The organism is Bartonella krasnovii (genome assembly GCF_003606345.3).
Lineage (GTDB): Bacteria > Pseudomonadota > Alphaproteobacteria > Rhizobiales > Rhizobiaceae > Bartonella > Bartonella krasnovii.
In genome coordinates this window covers 579,708-599,431 of sequence record NZ_CP031844.2, presented here as the reverse complement: position 1 = coordinate 599,431, position 19,724 = coordinate 579,708, and the positions used below count along the sequence as shown (strand labels likewise).

Genomic DNA, 19,724 nt, shown 5'->3' with positions numbered 1-19,724 from the left:
AACAAAATCTATGCTTTTCATACACGGCGACTTACGCTAATAAGTCGACTATGTTAAAGACATTTGATACTCCAATTCATATTATCGGTGGCGGTCTTGCGGGGTGTGAAGCAAGCTGGCAAATCGCTCAATCAGGAATTCCTGTTGTTTTGCATGAAATGCGTCCCCAAAAAAAATCAGATGCCCATAAAACTGATAAATTGGCAGAACTGGTTTGTTCAAACTCCTTTCGTTCTGATGATTCATCAACAAATGCCGTAGGGCTTTTACACGCTGAAATGCGATTAGCAAAATCTCTGATTATGAAAGCAGCTGATGCCAATAAAGTCCCTGCGGGGAGTGCTCTTGCTGTTGATCGTGATGGATTTTCAAAAACCGTGACATCAGCACTTGAAAACCATTCGCTTATAACGATCAAACGCGAAGAAATTCAAAAGATTCCTATGGATTGGAAACACGTTGTTATTGCAACGGGGCCCCTTACCTCACCTGCACTTGCTCAAGAGTTAAAAGCAATAACCGGTATAAAAGCCCTTTCTTTTTATGATGCTATTGCACCTATTATCCATACCGATAGTATTGATATGAATATTTGTTGGTATCAGTCTCGTTACGATAAAATTGGTCCTGAGGGAACAGGAAAGGATTATCTTAATTGTCCCCTCAACAAAGAACAATATGAAACATTCGTTGAAACACTAAAAAATGCAGAGAAAACAGAGTTTCGTGATTTTGAAAAAACACCCTATTTTGATGGATGCCTTCCCATCGAAATTATGGCTGAGCGCGGACTTGAAACTTTAAGACACGGTCCTATGAAACCTATGGGCTTAACAAATGCCCATAATCCTACCGTTAAACCCTATGCTGTCGTTCAATTACGCCAAGATAATAAACTCGGAACGCTTTACAATATGGTTGGCTTTCAAACGAAACTAAAATATGGAGAACAAGTTCGCATTTTCAGAATGATTCCCGGTCTTGAAAAAGCGGAATTTGCACGCCTTGGTGGTCTTCACCGTAATACCTATCTCAATTCTCCAATCATTCTTGATCAAACCCTTCGTTTAAAACAAAAAAAACAACTACGCTTTGCAGGGCAAATTACCGGATGTGAAGGCTATGTAGAATCAGCTGCTATAGGGCTTCTTGCTGGACGTTTTGCTGCTGCCGAATATCATCATAATCGTCCTTGCCTCCCCCCACAAACCACGGCTTTTGGAGCTCTTTTGAATCATATTACGGGGGGACACATTATAGATAAAGAAGCAGAAAGACAGTCTTTTCAGCCAATGAATATCAATTTTGGCCTCTTTCCCCCTATTGATTCTCTTAAACATTCAGGAAAACGCTTGCCAAGTAAAGAAAAAAAATTAGCAAAAAAACAAGTTATAACAGCGAGAGCTCTCAATGATTGTATTCAGTGGTTAGCGGATAAAGAATCAAAGAGCTCCTGTTTATAAAAAAAACATGATTCGATTTTCATCTACTAAACAAATTTCTATGACGCTCGTGAAAAAATACATTCTAAAGCCTTATAAAAATACTGTCTCAATCGATAGATTTCTGTTTATATTTCAGCATTTATTTAATAATGTAAAAGATATAAATAATTATATAAATATATTACAATAATAAAAAAATAGTACTTTACTTTCATTATTAATATTTTTTCTTTTTTGACTTTGTTCTTAATGTTTATGAAAAACTATCATTTTAACTTTTGTGTAATAAAGAAAAAATACTCGCTTACATTATTTAAATGACAATATCTATTTATAAATTAAACTTACAGTACTTTTATTTATAATTATAATTTATCTCTTTCTATTTTAAATGAGCAACTTAAATATTGTAATTTTTTTATTTCAGACTCTCTTATAGCAAGAGATAAAAACTATCTGCTTAGCCCGTCAAGTGCTAGCTCATACTGGCGCGAGACTGATATTGTAAGTTAAGAAAACTATCCTTTATGCACTGGCCTTAAATGCCGAGAGCTGACCACACATTATAGAAATAAAAAGTAGTATAATACCGTCAACGAGCCCCCTATTAAGCAAAAAACGGTAGCTTATAGTAGACTTTATACATTTAACAGATTTTTTTTGTTTTATACTATTTATAGGTGTTGTTTCTGAAGAAACTCTTTAGCCCTTCCACGTAATAAAAGTTAACTCATATTTTACAAGTTATTAATATCCCATTATTAAAATGGCATATTAATTGAAAAGGTTAAAAATATAAACTTCAAGCCTATATATTCTATGCAACTTTTACAATCATTTTCAAAAACATTAATCATTCATGAAATGAGAAAAAAGGTACAAAGACTCAAAATTTTTATATGAAAAACGTATACAATATCTCTGTCTAAGAAATATCTGTAAAAAAACCCGCTTATAAATAAATCGGGTTTTTTTAATGTTGTTTAAATTATTTTTTATTAACTGCTTCTTTAAGGCTTTTTCCTGCAGAAAATTTAGGTACAGAACGTGCTGGGATATCGATTTCAGCACCAGTTGAAGGATTACGCCCCTTTGTCGCAGCACGATGAGAAACTTCAAAAGAACCAAAACCTGGAAGACGCACATCGCCTCCTGAAGCTAAAGCTTCTGTTATAGAAGCCATAAAAGCGTCAACAACAGCACCAGCTTGCGCTTTCGAAACACCTGCTTTTTCAGCAACGGAACTAACCAGTTCACTTTTATTCATAAGATATTTCCTTTCCCTATATTAGCTGACAACATGACCTAATCATGTTATTGGTCAGTTTATTGAAAAGTACAGCAAACAGAAGTCTTATTTTTATCCAAAACATTGTTTTTTTAGCAATAATCACAGTTATTCACGGAATTTTTCACTTTTTTTAACAAAAAATAGAATAATAACCACAACAATGCCTTCTGCACCTTTTAAAATGCCGATATAAGTAAGATGCGTGAATCAGTGTGCAATCTGTATTCCTTCATTATCACTGTTCTCTGACCGGATAGGGACAGCCACTGTAGAAGGTTCTTTCCACTCAATAGTGTCAGGAAAACGAACCAAAGCGTGTTTCAAAACTTCACTCACATGATTTACTGGAATAATTTCCATATTATTTTTGACATCATCAGGAATATCAACCAAATCTTTTGCGTTTTCTTCAGGAATAAGTACTTTTTTTATCCCTCCTCGAAGCGCAGCTAGGAGTTTTTCTTTTAATCCACCAATTGGTAAAACACGTCCACGTAAAGTAATTTCACCAGTCATTGCAATATCTTTATGCACAGCTATCCCTGTAAGGACCGAAACAATTGCTGTCACCATAGCAATCCCAGCAGATGGTCCATCTTTCGGTGTCGCTCCCTCTGGAACATGAACATGGATATCACACTTTTCAAAAAGTGAAGGTTCAATCCCAAAATCAACAGCACGAGAACGCACATAAGATGCTGCCGCGGAAATAGACTCTTTCATAATATCACGCAAATTTCCAGTTACAGTCATCTTGCCTTTGCCAGGCATCATCACACCTTCAATGGTCAATAACTCTCCACCAACTTCTGTCCATGCAAGACCTGTTACAACACCAATGCGATTTTCTCCTTCAATCTGATTGTAATGATAGCGTTTAACACCCAAGAAATCATCGAGATTACTTTCTCTAACCTTTACAGACTTTTGATGCGTTTTGAGAATTTTTGTAACAGATTTACGGGCTATTTTCATGAGTTCACGCTCAAGATTACGAACACCTGCTTCACGTGTGTAAAACTGAATAATCGATCTTAGTGCTCCATCAGAAATGCTGAGTTCTCTTTTAGACAAACAGTGGTCTTTGAGTGCCTTTGGTAAAAGATGCTGCTTAATAATTTCCATTTTTTCACATTCAGTATAACCTGCAATACGAATAATTTCCATTCGATCCATTAGTGGACCTGGAATATTAAGCGTATTGGCAGTTGTGATGAACATAACATCAGAAAGATCATATTCAACTTCCAAATAGTGATCAATGAATGTACCATTTTGCTCAGGATCAAGAACTTCTAATAAAGCAGAGGAAGGATCTCCACGAAAATCTTGTCCCATTTTATCAATTTCATCAAGCAAGAAAAGTGGGTTAGATTTTTTTGCTTTTTTCATAGACTGGATAATTTTTCCAGGCATCGAACCAATATAGGTGCGGCGATGCCCGCGAATTTCCGCTTCATCCCGTACACCTCCCAATGAGATACGAACATATTCACGCCCCGTTGCCTTTGCAATAGAGCGCGCCAATGATGTTTTCCCAACACCAGGAGGACCTAACAAACAAATAATGGGACCTTTTATCTTTGACGCACGACTTTGTACAGCCAAATATTCAATAATTCTCTCCTTAACTTTCTCAAGACCAAAATGTTCATTATTCATGATCTTTTCAGCAAAATCTAAATTGTTTTTAATCTTAGATTTTTTACCCCAAGGCATTGCTAATAACCAATCAAGATAGTTACGAACAACTGTCGCTTCTGCGGACATCGGAGACATATTTCGTAATTTTCTGAGTTCAGCCCCAGCCTTTTCCTGCGCTTCCTTGGAAAGTTTTGTACTCTTAATACGGTCTTCTAGTTCAGAGAGCTCATCACGGCTATCATCTCCTGCTCCTAACTCTTTTTGAATAGCCTTCATTTGCTCATTGAGATAATATTCCCGTTGGTTTTTTTCCATTTGCCGTTTCACGTGCGAACGAATACGTTTTTCAACCTGCAAAACAGAAATTTCTCCTTCCATGAAAGACAGAACACGCTCAAGACGAGCTCGTACAGGTAAGAGCTCTAATATTTCCTGTTTTTCTGCAAGTTTAATCATCAAATGAGAGGCAATCGTATCAGCAAGCTTAGAAGGATTATCAATCTGACCTATTGCATTGACAACTTCAGGAGAGATTTTTTTGTTAAGCTTTACATAGTTTTCAAAATAAGCAATCACCGACCTTGAAAGAGCTTCAATCTCGACATCACCCTCTCTAGGTTCTTCTGTAACAGCTGCAAAAGCCTGATGGTAACCATCACTTAAAGAAAATTGACTAATTTTTGCACGTGCAGTCCCTTCAACCAAGACCTTTACTGTTCCATCAGGAAGCTTTAAAAGTTGGAGAATATTGGCAAATGTACCAATATGATAAATATCCTCTGATTTTGGATCATCATCAGAAGCATTTTTTTGTGTAACCAAGAGTATTTGCTTATCAACCGCCATCGTTTCTTCAAGAGCACGAATTGATTTTTCGCGGCCCACAAAAAGTGGAACAATCATATGGGGGAAGACAACAATATCACGAAGAGGTAAAACAGCATAAACCCCATCTCTTAACTCACCTGTCTTTTCATCAATATATTGCATAACTCTCCTTTCTGGAGCTATGAGCTATCTATAACACCAAGCCCACCCTTAGAAAATCTCAGCTCTCCACAATACATGAAGTGGTAATTACTAACACATAAATCAAGCATTATAACGATATTATTAGAAAAGCTTATTAAATACCGTTCATTAACATTTTTTATATTGTATATCGCACAATGTTATGCTGATACATTTTCTTTATCTTCTGCACGTTCTGAGTAAATATAAAGAGGACTCGCTTTCCCATCAACGACATCGCTCGAAATAACCACTTTTTGAACCCCTTCAAGAGCTGGTAATTCAAACATTGTCTCAAGGAGAATCTTCTCCATAATGGACCGTAAACCACGTGCACCAGTTTTACGTTCAATTGCTTTCTTCGCAATAGCACGTAAAGCATCTTCATGAAATGCTAACTCAACATTTTCCATTTCAAAAAGACGCTGATATTGCTTTACCAATGCATTTTTAGGTTGTGACAAAATTTGCACGAGGGCGTTAACGTCTAAATCCTCTAAGGTAGCCACTATAGGAAGACGCCCTATAAACTCTGGTATTAAACCAAACTTTATAAGATCTTCAGGCTCTAAATCACGAAAAATTTCACCAACACAACGTTCATCAGGGGCCTTAACAGCCGCAGAAAAACCAATGGAAGTTTTTTCACCACGTCCTGAAATAATCCGCTCTAAACCTGCAAAAGCTCCTCCACAAATAAATAAAATGTTTGTGGTATCAACCTGAAGGAACTCTTGTTGCGGATGTTTACGTCCACCTTGTGGAGGAACAGAAGCAATCGTTCCTTCCATAATTTTTAATAACGCTTGCTGAACTCCTTCTCCAGAAACATCTCTTGTAATAGAAGGATTGTCAGCCTTACGAGAAATCTTATCGACCTCATCAATATAAACAATACCACGCTGCGCACGTTCAACGTTATAATCCGCCGCTTGAAGAAGTTTTAAAATAATATTTTCAACATCTTCTCCCACATAACCTGCTTCAGTTAAAGTGGTCGCATCCGCCATCGTAAAAGGGACATCAATAATACGTGCTAATGTTTGTGCGAGATAAGTTTTACCGCAGCCCGTTGGACCAACAAGAAGAATATTTGATTTAGCCAATTCAATATCATTGCTTTTAGACTGATGCGCCAACCGTTTATAATGATTATGAACGGCAACAGAAAGAACACGCTTTGCATACTGCTGACCAATAACATAATCATCAAGAACGGATATAATTTCCTGTGGAGTAGGAACACCATCACGCACCTTAACCCCAGAAGACTTGTTTTCTTCCCGAATAATATCCATGCAAAGCTCTACACATTCATCACAAATAAATACAGTAGGCCCCGCAATGAGCTTACGCACCTCATGTTGACTCTTGCCGCAGAACGAGCAATAGAGAGTATTTTTTGATTCGTTCCCGCTATTGCTAATTTTGCTCATTTTTCTTTCCTTTCACCACGATATATGAATACTTCACCTTTTCAAAGGAAGCTTTTCATCATGAAAACTAAAAGACATATAGAAAATCATAAATGTCTTAATATTTTTAGGTGTTTCTCTTAATTTTTGCGATATTTTCTATTAAACTCTTTATTTAAAGTAACTGTTTTTTCTATAAAAATTCTTAATCTTTTTCTTCTTTTTCAGTTTCTGCACGATACTGTATAACATCATCAACCAAACCAAATGCTTTAGCTTCTTCTGCTGTCATAAAATGATCGCGATCAAGCGTTCTCTCAATAACCTCATAATCTTGACCTGTATGTTGAACATAAATTTCATTTAAACGCCGTTTCATCTTTATAATATCTTGTGCATGTCGCTCAATATCTGAAGCCTGACCTTGAAAACCACCAGAGGGTTGATGCACCATAATACGCGCATTTGGCAATGTAAAACGATGACCTTTTGCGCCAGCTGTTAACAATAATGACCCCATCGATGCTGCCTGCCCCATGCAAAGTGTAGAAACAGGAGGGCGAATAAACTGCATAGTATCATAAATAGCCATACCAGAGGTCACAACACCCCCTGGAGAATTAATATAAAGGCTAATTTCTTTTTTGGGGTTTTCAGCTTCCAAGAAAAGTAATTGTGCACAAACAAGCATCGCCATACCATCTTCAACAGGACCATTAATAAAAATAATCCGCTCCTTTAAAAGACGGGAAAAAATATCATAGGCCCGTTCACCACGATTGGTTTGTTCAATAACCATAGGCACAAGGCTTAATGCTGTTTTCATTGGATCACTCATATTTTTATTTTCCTTGTCATATAACAATCGCTCTTTACACATTCAATATTTTTATCCATAGGCTAACATTACTCTCTTGTGCAAGCGACAATCAAGAGCCGTTTAAGATAGATTAAAATCTCAATGATTAAAATAACTATAATAACTCTACCTAAACAAACTATGAACTTCAGGAATACGAGAGACTGCTCAGTGATAAAAACTTCCTTCCTTAGGTCTTTTTGTAGTCTTAGCCTTTCGTGAATATGAAATCCTATCAAGCGTGAAGCTGTAAGCGGTTTTACGCCAAAAGCTGATTCAAAGATGTACTCAGTTTTTCGCTCTGTCCAATAATAAAAAATTTCCTTTGCCTCGTGAAAAAAATATTTTGCTTTTCTAACCGTGAAATACCATCATTTCCCAACATCGTAACACCAAAATTTCCAGGTAAAATTGGCATTTTTTCTCTTTAATCAGAATGGTCTCCAAACACAACGTTTAAACCCAAGCCAATGAGGAATAATTTCCTGGCTTCCAAATAATCTTCAAATATTTTTATAATAGGGTTATTGGGGGAAAAATAAAGGGCAAAAACCCCTACTCTTATGTGATTTTCTCTTGCCAACCAAACCTGATTTGCATCTGGATGAAACTGTTTAACGAGATAAATATATGTATTTAACCAAAAGCCTTGTTTATATTTCATCAACATAACATGAAAAAAATTCGAGAACTGAACTATTGTACTTCCTGGTTTATCATCAGAAAAATTGGGATCAAGGCGGTAAATTGCTGAGCGTGGTAGAATTGATTCTGCTGCACATAATTCAACACCAGCAGGAAGATTCTCTATTTTTTTATCATAACTAAAAAGCTTAACGCGTTGCCCAATTTTTACCATTGAAGACAAACAAAGCCTATCAATCAATCTCAATTGTCCCCGATACCCAAAAGTGCAAATATCCATAGGCAATAGATCAAAAATATTCTAAACTTACGCGAAAAAGTTGTTCAACATCACGCACTCTATCAGCAAGGGCAAAAATCACTACTCGATCACCAGACAAAATACGCGCCTCTGCTGAAAGTTGTATGATTGTCTTATTACGATAAATTGCTCCAATTCTCAAACCATCTGATAAATTAAGCTCTGATAATGACTTACCAACCAATGAAGATGTTTGCATCACTTCCGCTTCAATAATCTCTGCTCGACCATTAAAAACTGAATGAACAGAGCGAATACGACCACGACGCATTTGTTGCAAAATTTTCGATATTGTAACGCTATGGGGATTAAGATAGGCATCCACACCAACGGCGCGGCTAAACTCTTGATAGGCAACATTATTAATTAATACCATATTGGCTTTGCAACCCAATCTTTTAGCAATAATAGCACTTAAAAGATTAACCTGATCCTGATTGGTCAATGTAATCATTAAATCGGCCTGATCAATTCCCGCATCTTGAAGAATCACTGGGTCTAACACATTACCATATAAAACGGTTGTTTTTTCAAGTTGATCAGCAATTGTGAGGGCTCTTTCTCTCTGCGATTCTATAATCTTCAATTTTAATTTATGGAGACGCTTTTCAATCGCTTGAGCAACATAAAGGCCAATATGTCCGCCTCCTGCAATAATCATGCGGTGGGCATCTTGTTCTTTATGACCAAAAAGCCCAACAGCACGACGCATCTGCTCACGAGCAACAACAAGATAGGTTATATCACCAACGCGCAATTGCGTTTCTGAATGTGCAATCAATAACTCCGAGCCACGTTTAATAGCAGTAACCGTCGTGTGAAGATCTGGAAAAAGCTCTGTTAATTGACGCAAAGGTGTATTAATGACCGGACAATCTTCCATACACTCCAAAGCGAGCGCAACAATATCATCATTACAAAAATAAAGAACATCTATTGCACCGGGCAGAGCAATACGACGTAAAACCATTTCTCCAACTTCAACTTCTGGTGAAATAACTACATCAATGGGAATATTCTCTCTGGAAAAAAGCGTCTTATAGCGGGGTTCTAAATAAGATTGTGAGCGAATACGAGCAATTTTTGTGGGAACATCAAATAATGAATGAGCGACCTGACAAGCAACCATATTTACTTCATCAAACAAAGTGACAGCAATCAACATATCAGCTTTATCTGCATCTGCGGCCAAAAGAACTTCAGGACGAGAGCCATGACCAACAAAACCTCTCACATCCAATGTATCGCGAATTTTTTCAATTAATTTGGTTTCAATATCAATAACAGTAACATCGTGATTTTCAGCAGCAAGACGCTCTGCTATCCCATAACCAACCTGTCCTGCACCGCAAATAATAACACGCATAACTTCAAGAAACTCCAAGCGCTTTAAGCTTACGGTGCAAAGCTGAACGCTCCATGCCTATAAATTCAGCAGTACGCGATATATTTCCACCCAAACGCCCAATCTGTGCCACTAAATATCTCTTTTCAAACAATTCTCGTGCTTCTCGCAATGGTAAATCCATGATACTTTCATCCGAGTCCATTTGAAGACGTGGTAAAGGATCACTCACTTCACTGGGAAGAAAGTCCGCTGTTATCGGACCATCACCATCCCGCACAAGAATAAGAAGACGCTCAATATTATTGCGTAACTGCCGTACATTACCCGGCCAAGCATGCGTTTGCAAAATAGCGATCACATCATCACTGATTTCACGCGGTTTAATTCCAACCTGTTGCGATATTGTTTTTACAAAATGATGTACAAGTTCTGGAATATCTTCACGACGCGCTGATAATGGTGGAACAGTAATAGGAACAACCGAAAGGCGGTGGAAAAGATCTTCTCTAAAACGCCCATCGGAAATGAGGTTTTCAAGATTTTGCGCTGTTGAAGAAATGATACGGACATCCACCTTAACACGTTTTGTACCACCAACTCTCTCAAATGTCTGTCCCGTTAATACTCGCAAAATCTTACCCTGAGTTTCACGCGGCATATCAGCAATTTCATCAAGATAGAGTATTCCACCATGGGCTTCCTCTAAAGCACCGATCTTGCGCTCTCTTCCCTCCATTTCGCTGCCAAACAACTCTATTTCCATTCTGTCCGGCGTAATCGTTGCCGCATTTATTGTAACAAATGGCCCATTTGAACGTGTTGAGAGTGCATGAATAGTTCGTGCAACAGTCTCTTTTCCCGCTCCTGAAGGACCTGTTATCATGATGCGACTATTGGTTGGTGCTACTTTTTCTATGATGTGACGCAAATTTCTTATGACTGTCGATTTTCCGATCAGCTCCAATGTCTCACTTGAACGTTTTCGTAATTCTGAAAGCTCACGTTTTAAATTTGAGTTTTCCAGTGTTCTTTCTGCAACCAATACAAGTCTATCAGCTTTAAAAGGTTTTTCAATAAAATCATAAGCCCCGCGCTTTATAGCTGAAACAGCGGTCTCAATATTACCATGACCAGAGATCATGACCACCGGAAGAGCCGGATATTGTGTCTTAATTTCATCAAGTAGTGCTAAACCATCGAGGCGACTCCCTTGTAACCAAATATCTAAAAAAATGAGTTTTGGAATACGCTCACTAATTTGAGCTAATGCTTCATCAGAGTTACAAGCAACACGCGTTTCATAACCTTCATCATCTAAAATACCAGCAACAAGCTCACGAATATCTGCTTCATCATCAACAATCAAGATATCTGATACCATACTATTCCCCTATCTTATGATTTATGGCTTGTATAATACTACCCTGCTTCCCCCCATCTGAGGGAAATATCAAACGGATCATCGCACCACGACCTTCATAAAAACTCTCCGGTGCATCATGAAGCTCCATAGAGCCTCCGTGATCTTCAATAACTTTGCGCACAATGGCTAGGCCTAGTCCTGTTCCTTTCTCCCGTGTTGTTATATAGGGTTCTAATAACTTTTGTCTTTGCTCTTTAGGAAGTCCTTTCCCGTTATCAACAACATCCACAACCACCCATTCTTCTTGACGATAAGAACGGACAAGGATATGACCGTGGATATTTTCCTCTCGCATAACCGAATCTATGGATTCGCTCGCATTTTTGATAACGTTACAAAAAGCCTGGACAATAAGACGATTATCAAATGCACCCATAAGGGGTAGACTTCCTAAGTCTTGCTCAAATTGAATATCATGTCGCGTCACTTCTATCAAGAAACATGCTTCACGCAACAATTCACGTATATCTAAAACATACATTTGTGGTTTGGGCATGCGTGCAAAAGAAGAAAACTCATCAACCATACGCCCAATATCTCCAACTTGGCGAATAATTGTGTCAATACATCGCTCAAAAACCTCTCTATCTTGTGTAATAACTTTGTTATAACGTTTGCGAATACGTTCAGCGGATAACTGAATAGGTGTGAGGGGATTTTTAATTTCGTGTGCAATACGCCGCGCAATATCCGCCCACGCCGCTGTACGTTGCGCTGCAACGAGATCTGTAATATCATCAATTGTTAAAACCCAAGATTGCCCCTGTCCATCATCCTCTTCCATTGTAACTTGAACATTACAAACACGCTCTTTTCCTGCAACGTTTAAAGTGACCTGCTCACGATGATTTTTACGCCCCAATGAACGCGCAAACTGAAAAACTTGCCAAATTTCAGTACTTAAAGATAAAAGACTTTGTCCAACGACCTGTTCAAAGCGAATATCAAACATCGTTTCAATAGATCGATTGATAATTGTAATATCACCATTATCATCGATACCAGCGACTCCCGCTGTTACACCCGATAACACAGCTTCAGAAAAACGCCGTCTCTCATCAATTTGATCACGTACTGCAATCAACTCATTGCGCCGACTTTTCAATTCACTAACCATGTAATTAAAAGTTTTGGATAATTGCCCAATATCCCCATCTTTTGCTCGCACTGGCACAAAAATTTCCATATTTCCAGAAGCAACATCATCAGCAGCACTAATGAGAAGACGAATAGGACGAACTAAGCGATCAGCAACAGCAATAGCCGCCCAAATAGCCGATAAGAATAAACTAAAAAAAAGACATAAATAAAGCATACCAAATGCAATTTGTGTCAGTAAGCGATTTTCATTTAAGTCACGATAACGATCTGTATTAACTTCTGTCAAACGCAACGCTGATAAAACGCCTTTATCAACGTCACGCACCAAATATAAAAATGTGTTTGGAATATTGTTAAACTTTAAAATAATACCAAAATAATCATGCACACCTGGTTGAAAAGAAAAAGGCCTCGCACTGGTTGCGCGTTCAATAAGATTGGACGGAGGAATTGGTAGTTTATCCTCGTCACCAAGAGCACTTGATACAAAAATCGTTCCACTAGAACTTAACAAAAATGCACCACGCAAATTACGTCCTAGAGCATGACGCGTTAATTGCATCCGATATTCAGCTGGATTACGTTCTAAAAGTTTTTTGTTATCAAGTGCAAACGCCATCGCGTAGGATAAATTTTTTAAATTTTGAAGCATTTCATCTGCATAAGCATTTGCTAAATCAATAGAAGAACCTACAATTTGCCGCGTTGTTGTATCAAACCATCGATCAAGTCCTAAATTGAGTGCTGGACCTGATACAAGAGCGACAGCAACAGCTGGCATAGTCGCAACAAGTGCAAACAATGAAATAAGGCGCACATGAAGACGCGAGCCTGCACGCCTTGAACGCCAAGCTCGAATAATGGGAATCATCTCATAAAAAACGATGACAACAAGCCCTAAAACCCAAAAACTATTGATCCCTATAAGAATAAGGGTTACTGTTCTACTAGGAACAACAGGGGTCAATCCAATGAGAATAATAAATGAAATAGAGGCTGTAAATAAAGCCAATACAATAATTGCAATTCCTAAAAAGATATATACCTTACTTAAACGATACAACTCATCGTTATGAGTATTTTTATCGATATCTTGAGGATTCGTCACAGATGTCGCATTCATCATAAGCTTACAGATCCTTATCTCATTCTTCTCATATAACCTTTTGTGACAAAAATTGACAATAATAATACTCCATTTAAAATAGGGCAAATAAATATAGTCAATAAGGAAGAACTTCTTAATTTTGCAAAATATCTTTAAAATAAACTGCGCCCGACTATACTTTACAAAGGAAACAAGATGCGATTAACAAAACAAACGAATTATGCTCTTCGAATGCTCATGTATTGTGCAGATAATCAAGGATCACTCAGTCGTGTTCCAGAAATTGCTAAAACATACGCTGTTTCAGAACTTTTTTTATTTAAAATCCTTCAACCGCTTGTTCAAGCAGGTTTTATACAAACAGTGCGTGGACGCAATGGTGGTGTTAAGTTAGCTAAACCCGCAGAAGAGATTTCGGTTGCTGATGTTCTTAAAGTAACAGAAGATAACTTTTCCCTCGCAGAATGTTTTGATAATGCAGAACCTAATTGTCCATTGATTGATTTTTGTGGTTTGAATACCGCACTTCACAAAGCATTAAATGCTTTTTTTGAGGTGTTATCCGTGATATCCCTTGCTGATCTACAACGACCATCCTTTCAAAATCATTTTAAAGTTAATAAATAATAAACTAAAGTTATAACATAAGGAGATTCAGTATTTCTATTGCAGCAATCATATTAGCCGCTGGACGTGGTGAAAGAGCAGGATCTCCCCATGAAATTCCAAAACAATATCGGCTTCTAGGACAAAAGCCGATTATTTATCATACCGTACATTGTTTTTTGCAGCATCCAGCTATCACAACAATTATTCTTGTTATTCATCCAGAAGATCATCAAATCTGTAAACAAGCACTCGCCGAACTTAAAGAACACCTCATTATCGTTGAAGGGGGCAATACACGTCAAATCTCTACCTTACATGGACTTCAGGCACTTAAAAAATTCAATCCCCAATATGTGCATATTCATGATGGTGCACGTCCCTTTATCAAAAAGAAGCTTCTTGATAATATTCATAACACTATCACGCCTCAAGAAGGTGTTCTTCCTGTTCTCCCCATTTCTGATACCCTTAAACGCGTCAATCATCAGCATGTTTTAGAAACAATTCCTCGTACCCATCTTTATAGTGCACAAACACCACAATGTTTTCCCTTTGAACATATCTTAGCGGCCCATAAACAAGCAAAAAAAGTTTGTAAAGAAGACTTCACTGATGATTGTGCAATTGCCGAATGGTTTGGGATTCCTATGCTTACTGTTCTAGGTGATCCTCATAATATAAAAATTACATGGCACAAGGATTTTGATACCGCTCATTTATATCTCCAGAAAAAAATGCAAATGTTTCCTGATATCCGTACTGGCAATGGTTATGATGTCCATTCTTTTGAAGAAGGGGATTGTCTTATATTATGTGGTATAAAAATTCCTTTTCATAAAAAATTAAATGGACATTCTGATGCAGATGTTGCTCTTCATGCATTAACAGATGCTCTTCTTGCAACTCAAGGTGCAGGAGATATCGGTACACATTTTCCTCCCTCTGATCCTCAATGGAAAAATGTATCATCAGAAACTTTTCTTCGTCATGCTCTCGATATTGTTACACAAGCGGGTGGTCGTATTGCTAATGTGGATATCACCTTGATCGCTGAAGAACCTAAAATTGGTCCTTATCGCCAAACAATGATGGAAAATCTTATGCGCATTCTCACAATTTCACCTGATCGAATCTCTATTAAAGCAACAACGAATGAAAAGCTTGGATTTATTGGTCGTGGTGAAGGTATTGCGGCTTTGGCAACAGCCAGTATTCTTTATCCAGGAGAAATTCCCAAATGACATATTTTTGTGAAAAACAAGCGCATGAAGTTCTGAATACCTGTCGCCAAAAAGGTTTACTTTTAGCAACTGTAGAGTCTTGTACAGGGGGGCTCATTGCTGCAAGCCTCACAAATATTGCAGGATCATCCGATGTTCTCGATTGTGGATTTGTTGTTTATTCAAATGAATCCAAAACACGCCTTGTTGGAGTAGATTCTGAGCTTATAAAAAACTATGGTGCCGTTTCAAAAGAAGTGGCTCTTGCAATGGCAGAAGGTGGATTAAAACATTCACAAGCTGATATTGCGGTTTCTGTAACAGGGATTGCAGGTCCAGGAGGTGCAACTCTGAACAAACCTGTAGGACTTGTGCACCTTGCTGTTGCTTACAAAAATCACTCCCCCTTACACAAAGAAATGCACTTTGGTCATCTTGATCGCAAGGCTATCCGCCATGCAACTGTTGAAAATGCTTTTCAAATGATTCTGGAGCAACTTCTCTGAATTCCCATACCAATTTCAAAATCCTCTTTTTTTTACATTAGAGTCCATAATTATAAACATCTTGAAAAAATAATTTATTGTCTCCTAACTTAGAAATGAAAGACCTGAATATCATAAGATTATCTCCAGTCCTGTTTTATGATGAATCAATCAAAACCACTCGCTTGCACGTTACAACCATGCAGATAAAAAATTATTAAAAAAATAAATATTTATACCTCCCTGAAGTGCCAAGAGATGTTCAACAGCTAAGGGATAATCAATTAACAGTGCAAGCTTACTTTTTCATAACTATAAATTGCGGTGCATGATAGATTTTATACATTTTTATAGAGGCTTTATACTATTTATGATCCCTGTCATGAAATAGGTATAGCTTGCGCTAAAAGATATTTTTTTAAAGCAAAGCCCATGAATATGTAACGCAAGCCGACACCATCACACACTTTTCCAGCTTCCAATATTATAACAGTCCTTAGCACTTGAAACGATTCATAAAAGGCATAAGTGTTTTTGTCTTTAATAGTTTTTATCCACACGACTTCCTTCTTTGTAACGTGCAAGTGAGTGGTTTTGATTGCTTCAATATAAAACAGGTTTGAAATGAGTGCAGCCTATAGTATTAAGAAGTTTAATTCAATATAAATAGCACTAAACTATCATTATAAATCAATACCTTGTCTAATAATATTGTGATTCTCTGTTTAAAAGATGTAGCGCTAAAAAAGAAAAAAATCATAAAAATGGACATCGATTTTCATCTTTACACCTTCATAAGCAGCAATGGGTATTGTCAAAAAATAACGGAATAGATCATGTTATCGCAGAACCATAAATCTGATAGGCACGCTTTTCAAAAGCATCGGTAAATTTACGAAATGCAATATCAAACATGGAGCCCATCACGCGTCCGAGTATTTTACTTTTAAATTCATAATCAATAAAAAACTCTACATTACATGCATTGGTATTTTCAATATTATGAAAAACCCAACGATTTTCAAGATATTTAAATGGACCATCAATATAATTAACCTCTATCAAACTTTTCTTTGGCTGAAGAAAAACTTGGGTTGTAAACGTTTCTCGAATAACCTTATAGCCGACAGTCATATCTGCAAGAAGCAATGTCTTTTCGTCACATTCTTTGCGAGAACGTATTATTAAAGCCTCACACATGGGTAAAAACTCAGGATAACGTTCAATATCTGACACAAGTTCAAACATTTCACGAGCACTGTGAGCAATCCGCCGATGTGTTGTAAAAGTTGGCATAATTATCTCTGTAAAGCAAATTTCTCATCACGTGCCTTTTGCAAAATTGCAAAATCATCGCCTGCGTGATGAGATGAGCGCGTCAGAGGATTGGAAGCCATATGTAAAAAACCCTTCACTTTACCAATTTTGGCAAAAGACTCAAATTCTTCAGGAGGCACAAAACGTATAACCGGATGATGTTTTCGTGTAGGCTGCAAATATTGCCCAATTGTCATAAAATCAACATCTGCAGAGCGCAAATCATCCATCAATTGAAGAATTTCGTTTCGTTCTTCTCCGAGTCCAACCATAATTCCTGATTTTGTAAAGATTGTCGGATCAAGTTCTTTCACGCGTTGTAAGAGACGAATCGAATGAAAATAACGTGCTCCTGGACGAACCTTTAAATATTTAGAAGGAACCGTTTCTAAATTATGATTAAAAACATCAGGTTTAGCAGCAACAACAACTTCTAAAGCCCCATCCTTATGACGAAAGTCAGGTGTGAGAACTTCAATTGTTGTCTTTGGAGTCTTTCGACGAATAGCGTAAATAACTTTCGCAAAATGCTCAGCACCACCATCCGCAAGATCATCACGATCAACCGATGTAATAACGACATGTTTTAATTCCATTCGCGCAACAGCATCTGCTACACGTTCTGGCTCATCCTCATCCACAGCAAGTGGGATACCTGTTGCAACGTTGCAAAACGCACATGCCCGCGTACATATTTCACCCAAAATCATAAAGCTGGCATGCCGCCTGCTCCAACATTCACCAATATTTGGACAACCTGCTTCTTCACATACGGTTACTAATTTATGGGTACGTACAATACCATGCGTTTCCTTATAAATTGGTGATGTCGGCGCTTTTACACGGATCCAATCTGGCTTTTTCTGAACGCTTGTATCCGGACGATGAGCCTTTTCAGGATGACGTAAACGTCTATTCGTAACTCTATCAACAACCGTAACCATTTAAGCCTTTGCCTTATAAATACGAACGAGAAATAAAAAATTTAAGATCTTTCACACAAACCCAATCATCAAGCGTTTAAAACTTGACCATAAGCATCCAATACACTTTCTTTCATCATTTCCGATAAGGTCGGATGGGGAAATACAGTATGCATCAATTCTTCCTCTGTTGTTTCAAGATTCATGGCAATAACAAACCCCTGTATCAGTTCTGTTACCTCAGCTCCTACCATATGGGCGCCAAGAAGCTGTCCTGTTTTTTTATCAAAAATCGTTTTTACTAACCCCTGATCTTCACCCAAAGCAATCGCCTTGCCATTTGCGGAAAAAGAATAACGACCAATACGTATATCATACCCTGCTTCTTTTGCGGCTTTCTCAGAAAGACCAACAGATGCAACTTGCGGTGTGCAATATGTACAGCCTGGAATTTTTTTCTTATCAAGCGGATGAACATTCTTCAACCCTGCGAGACGTTCAACGCATATCACACCTTCTTCTTCTGCTTTATGCGCCAACATAGGTGGACCAGCGACATCACCGATAGCATAGATACCCTCTATACCTGTCCAACTCCATTCATCGGTTACAATGCACCCACGATCCGTTTTTATACCTAATGCTTCCAATCCAAGATTTTCAATATTACCCTGAACTCCAACAGCGGAAATCAATCGATCCGCTGTAATCGCTTCTGTTTTACCTTTTACATCAATATACGCAGTAAGAGAATCGGTAGCTTTTTCAACCTTTATTACTTTTGCTTGGCTTAGAATACGAATACCTTTTTTCTCTAATTGTTTACGCGCGAATGTGGAGATTTCAATATCTTCAGCCGGCATAATATGAGGCATCATTTCAACAACAGTAACCTCTGCTCCCATATCATGATAAAAGGAAGCAAACTCAATGCCAATTGCTCCAGACCCCATGACCAAAAGTGATTTTGGCATGGTAGGGGGAATCATCGCTTCAAAATAAGTCCAAATGAGCTTTCCATCTGGCTCAATACCAGGAAGGATACGAGGACGTGCACCCGTTGCAATAATGACGTGTTTTGCTTGATAAGTCCCCTTCCCTAATGTCCCTTTAGGGATTGGATTTTGCGGTTGTATAACCGGTTTGGAGGATGAAGAAACCACAATTTCCGCAAGCTGGCTTGCCTTTGCGGCCTTCGTTAGTTTTGCTTCACCCCAAATGATATCAATTTTGTTTTTTTTCATCAAAAAACCAACACCCGCATTTAAACGCGCAGAAACCGCACGCGAACGTGCTACAACATCTTTGATATTGGCTTCAATTGAACCGTTTATCTTTAAACCATAATTTTTTGCATTTTCAGAAAAATGTTTTATTTCTGCTGAACGCAAAAGGGCCTTTGTTGGAATACATCCCCAATTTAAGCAAATCCCACCGAGATGTTCACGTTCAACAATTGCAGTCTTAAAGCCACATTGTGCCGCACGAATTGCGGTTACATATCCGCCAGGTCCCGATCCAATTACAATTATATCATAAAGATTCGCCACAGTAATCCCTCCATGGATATACACAAAAC

The 19,724-nt window shown here is 37.8% G+C and carries 14 protein-coding genes and 1 pseudogene; 4 read left to right on the top strand and 11 right to left on the bottom strand.

Annotated features, from left to right (window positions below; all coding sequences use genetic code 11):
• Positions 1-50 precede the first annotated feature (50 nt).
• Positions 51-1,463, top strand: a complete 1,413-nt coding sequence (trmFO, locus tag D1092_RS02410) for a methylenetetrahydrofolate--tRNA-(uracil(54)-C(5))-methyltransferase (FADH(2)-oxidizing) TrmFO (RefSeq protein WP_120122031.1) — start codon at positions 51-53, stop codon at positions 1,461-1,463.
• A 970-nt stretch (positions 1,464-2,433) separates the two neighbouring features.
• Here trmFO and D1092_RS02405 read toward each other — a convergent pair.
• From D1092_RS02405 to D1092_RS02370, 8 genes and pseudogenes are all read right to left on the bottom strand, one after another.
• Positions 2,434-2,712, bottom strand: coding sequence for an HU family DNA-binding protein (locus D1092_RS02405; protein WP_120122030.1), 279 nt, complete (start codon positions 2,710-2,712; stop codon positions 2,434-2,436).
• Positions 2,713-2,943: 231 nt separating this feature from the next.
• Positions 2,944-5,370 carry an endopeptidase La gene (gene lon, locus D1092_RS02400; RefSeq protein WP_120122029.1) on the bottom strand — a complete coding sequence of 809 codons (2,427 nt, stop codon included), beginning with the start codon at positions 5,368-5,370 and terminating at the stop codon, positions 2,944-2,946.
• 182 nt (positions 5,371-5,552) lie between these two features.
• Entirely contained in the window at positions 5,553-6,827 is a 1,275-nt protein-coding gene (gene clpX / locus D1092_RS02395) for an ATP-dependent Clp protease ATP-binding subunit ClpX (RefSeq protein ID WP_120122028.1), read from the bottom strand.
• Positions 6,828-7,011: 184 nt separating this feature from the next.
• Positions 7,012-7,644 (bottom strand): ATP-dependent Clp endopeptidase proteolytic subunit ClpP, encoded by a 633-nt coding sequence (clpP, locus tag D1092_RS02390; protein WP_005773677.1) that lies wholly within the window; start codon positions 7,642-7,644, stop codon positions 7,012-7,014.
• A gap of 189 nt (positions 7,645-7,833) precedes the next feature.
• A pseudogene (locus D1092_RS02385) lies at positions 7,834-8,590 on the bottom strand (hypothetical protein).
• Between the two features lie 10 nt (positions 8,591-8,600).
• The gene (gene trkA / locus D1092_RS02380; protein WP_120122761.1) at positions 8,601-9,977 is read right to left on the bottom strand and encodes a Trk system potassium transporter TrkA; all 1,377 of its coding nucleotides are present in this window, start codon (positions 9,975-9,977) and stop codon (positions 8,601-8,603) included.
• A 4-nt stretch (positions 9,978-9,981) separates the two neighbouring features.
• Entirely contained in the window at positions 9,982-11,340 is a 1,359-nt protein-coding gene (gene ntrX, locus D1092_RS02375; RefSeq protein ID WP_120122026.1) for a nitrogen assimilation response regulator NtrX, read from the bottom strand.
• A 1-nt stretch (position 11,341) separates the two neighbouring features.
• Entirely contained in the window at positions 11,342-13,606 is a 2,265-nt protein-coding gene (locus tag D1092_RS02370) for a sensor histidine kinase NtrY-like (protein WP_120122760.1), read from the bottom strand.
• Positions 13,607-13,786: 180 nt separating this feature from the next.
• Between D1092_RS02370 and rirA the strand changes: the two genes are divergently transcribed.
• The 3 genes from rirA to D1092_RS02355 are packed head-to-tail and all read left to right on the top strand — an operon-like array spanning position 13,787 to position 15,926.
• A complete protein-coding gene (gene rirA, locus D1092_RS02365) occupies positions 13,787-14,218 on the top strand; it encodes an iron-responsive transcriptional regulator RirA (protein ID WP_120122025.1) in 432 nt (143 codons plus the stop codon).
• A gap of 32 nt (positions 14,219-14,250) precedes the next feature.
• Positions 14,251-15,441, top strand: a complete 1,191-nt coding sequence (locus D1092_RS02360) for a bifunctional 2-C-methyl-D-erythritol 4-phosphate cytidylyltransferase/2-C-methyl-D-erythritol 2,4-cyclodiphosphate synthase (RefSeq protein ID WP_174767379.1) — start codon at positions 14,251-14,253, stop codon at positions 15,439-15,441.
• The gene (locus D1092_RS02355; protein WP_120122023.1) at positions 15,438-15,926 is read left to right on the top strand and encodes a CinA family protein; all 489 of its coding nucleotides are present in this window, start codon (positions 15,438-15,440) and stop codon (positions 15,924-15,926) included. Before D1092_RS02360 ends, D1092_RS02355 begins: the two co-directional genes overlap by 4 nt.
• An 813-nt stretch (positions 15,927-16,739) precedes the next feature.
• Here the strand turns inward: D1092_RS02355 and D1092_RS02350 are convergent.
• The 3 genes from D1092_RS02350 to lpdA form a co-directional block, all read right to left on the bottom strand.
• Complete coding sequence (locus tag D1092_RS02350) at positions 16,740-17,201, bottom strand: type II toxin-antitoxin system RatA family toxin (RefSeq protein ID WP_120122021.1); 462 nt, start codon at positions 17,199-17,201, stop codon at positions 16,740-16,742.
• A gap of 2 nt (positions 17,202-17,203) precedes the next feature.
• A complete protein-coding gene (gene lipA / locus D1092_RS02345; RefSeq protein WP_120122020.1) occupies positions 17,204-18,166 on the bottom strand; it encodes a lipoyl synthase in 963 nt (320 codons plus the stop codon).
• Positions 18,167-18,234: 68 nt separating this feature from the next.
• Positions 18,235-19,695: a dihydrolipoyl dehydrogenase gene (lpdA, locus tag D1092_RS02340; protein ID WP_120122759.1), complete on the bottom strand. Its 1,461-nt coding sequence runs from the start codon at positions 19,693-19,695 to the stop codon at positions 18,235-18,237.
• Between the last annotated feature and the right edge of the window lie 29 nt (positions 19,696-19,724).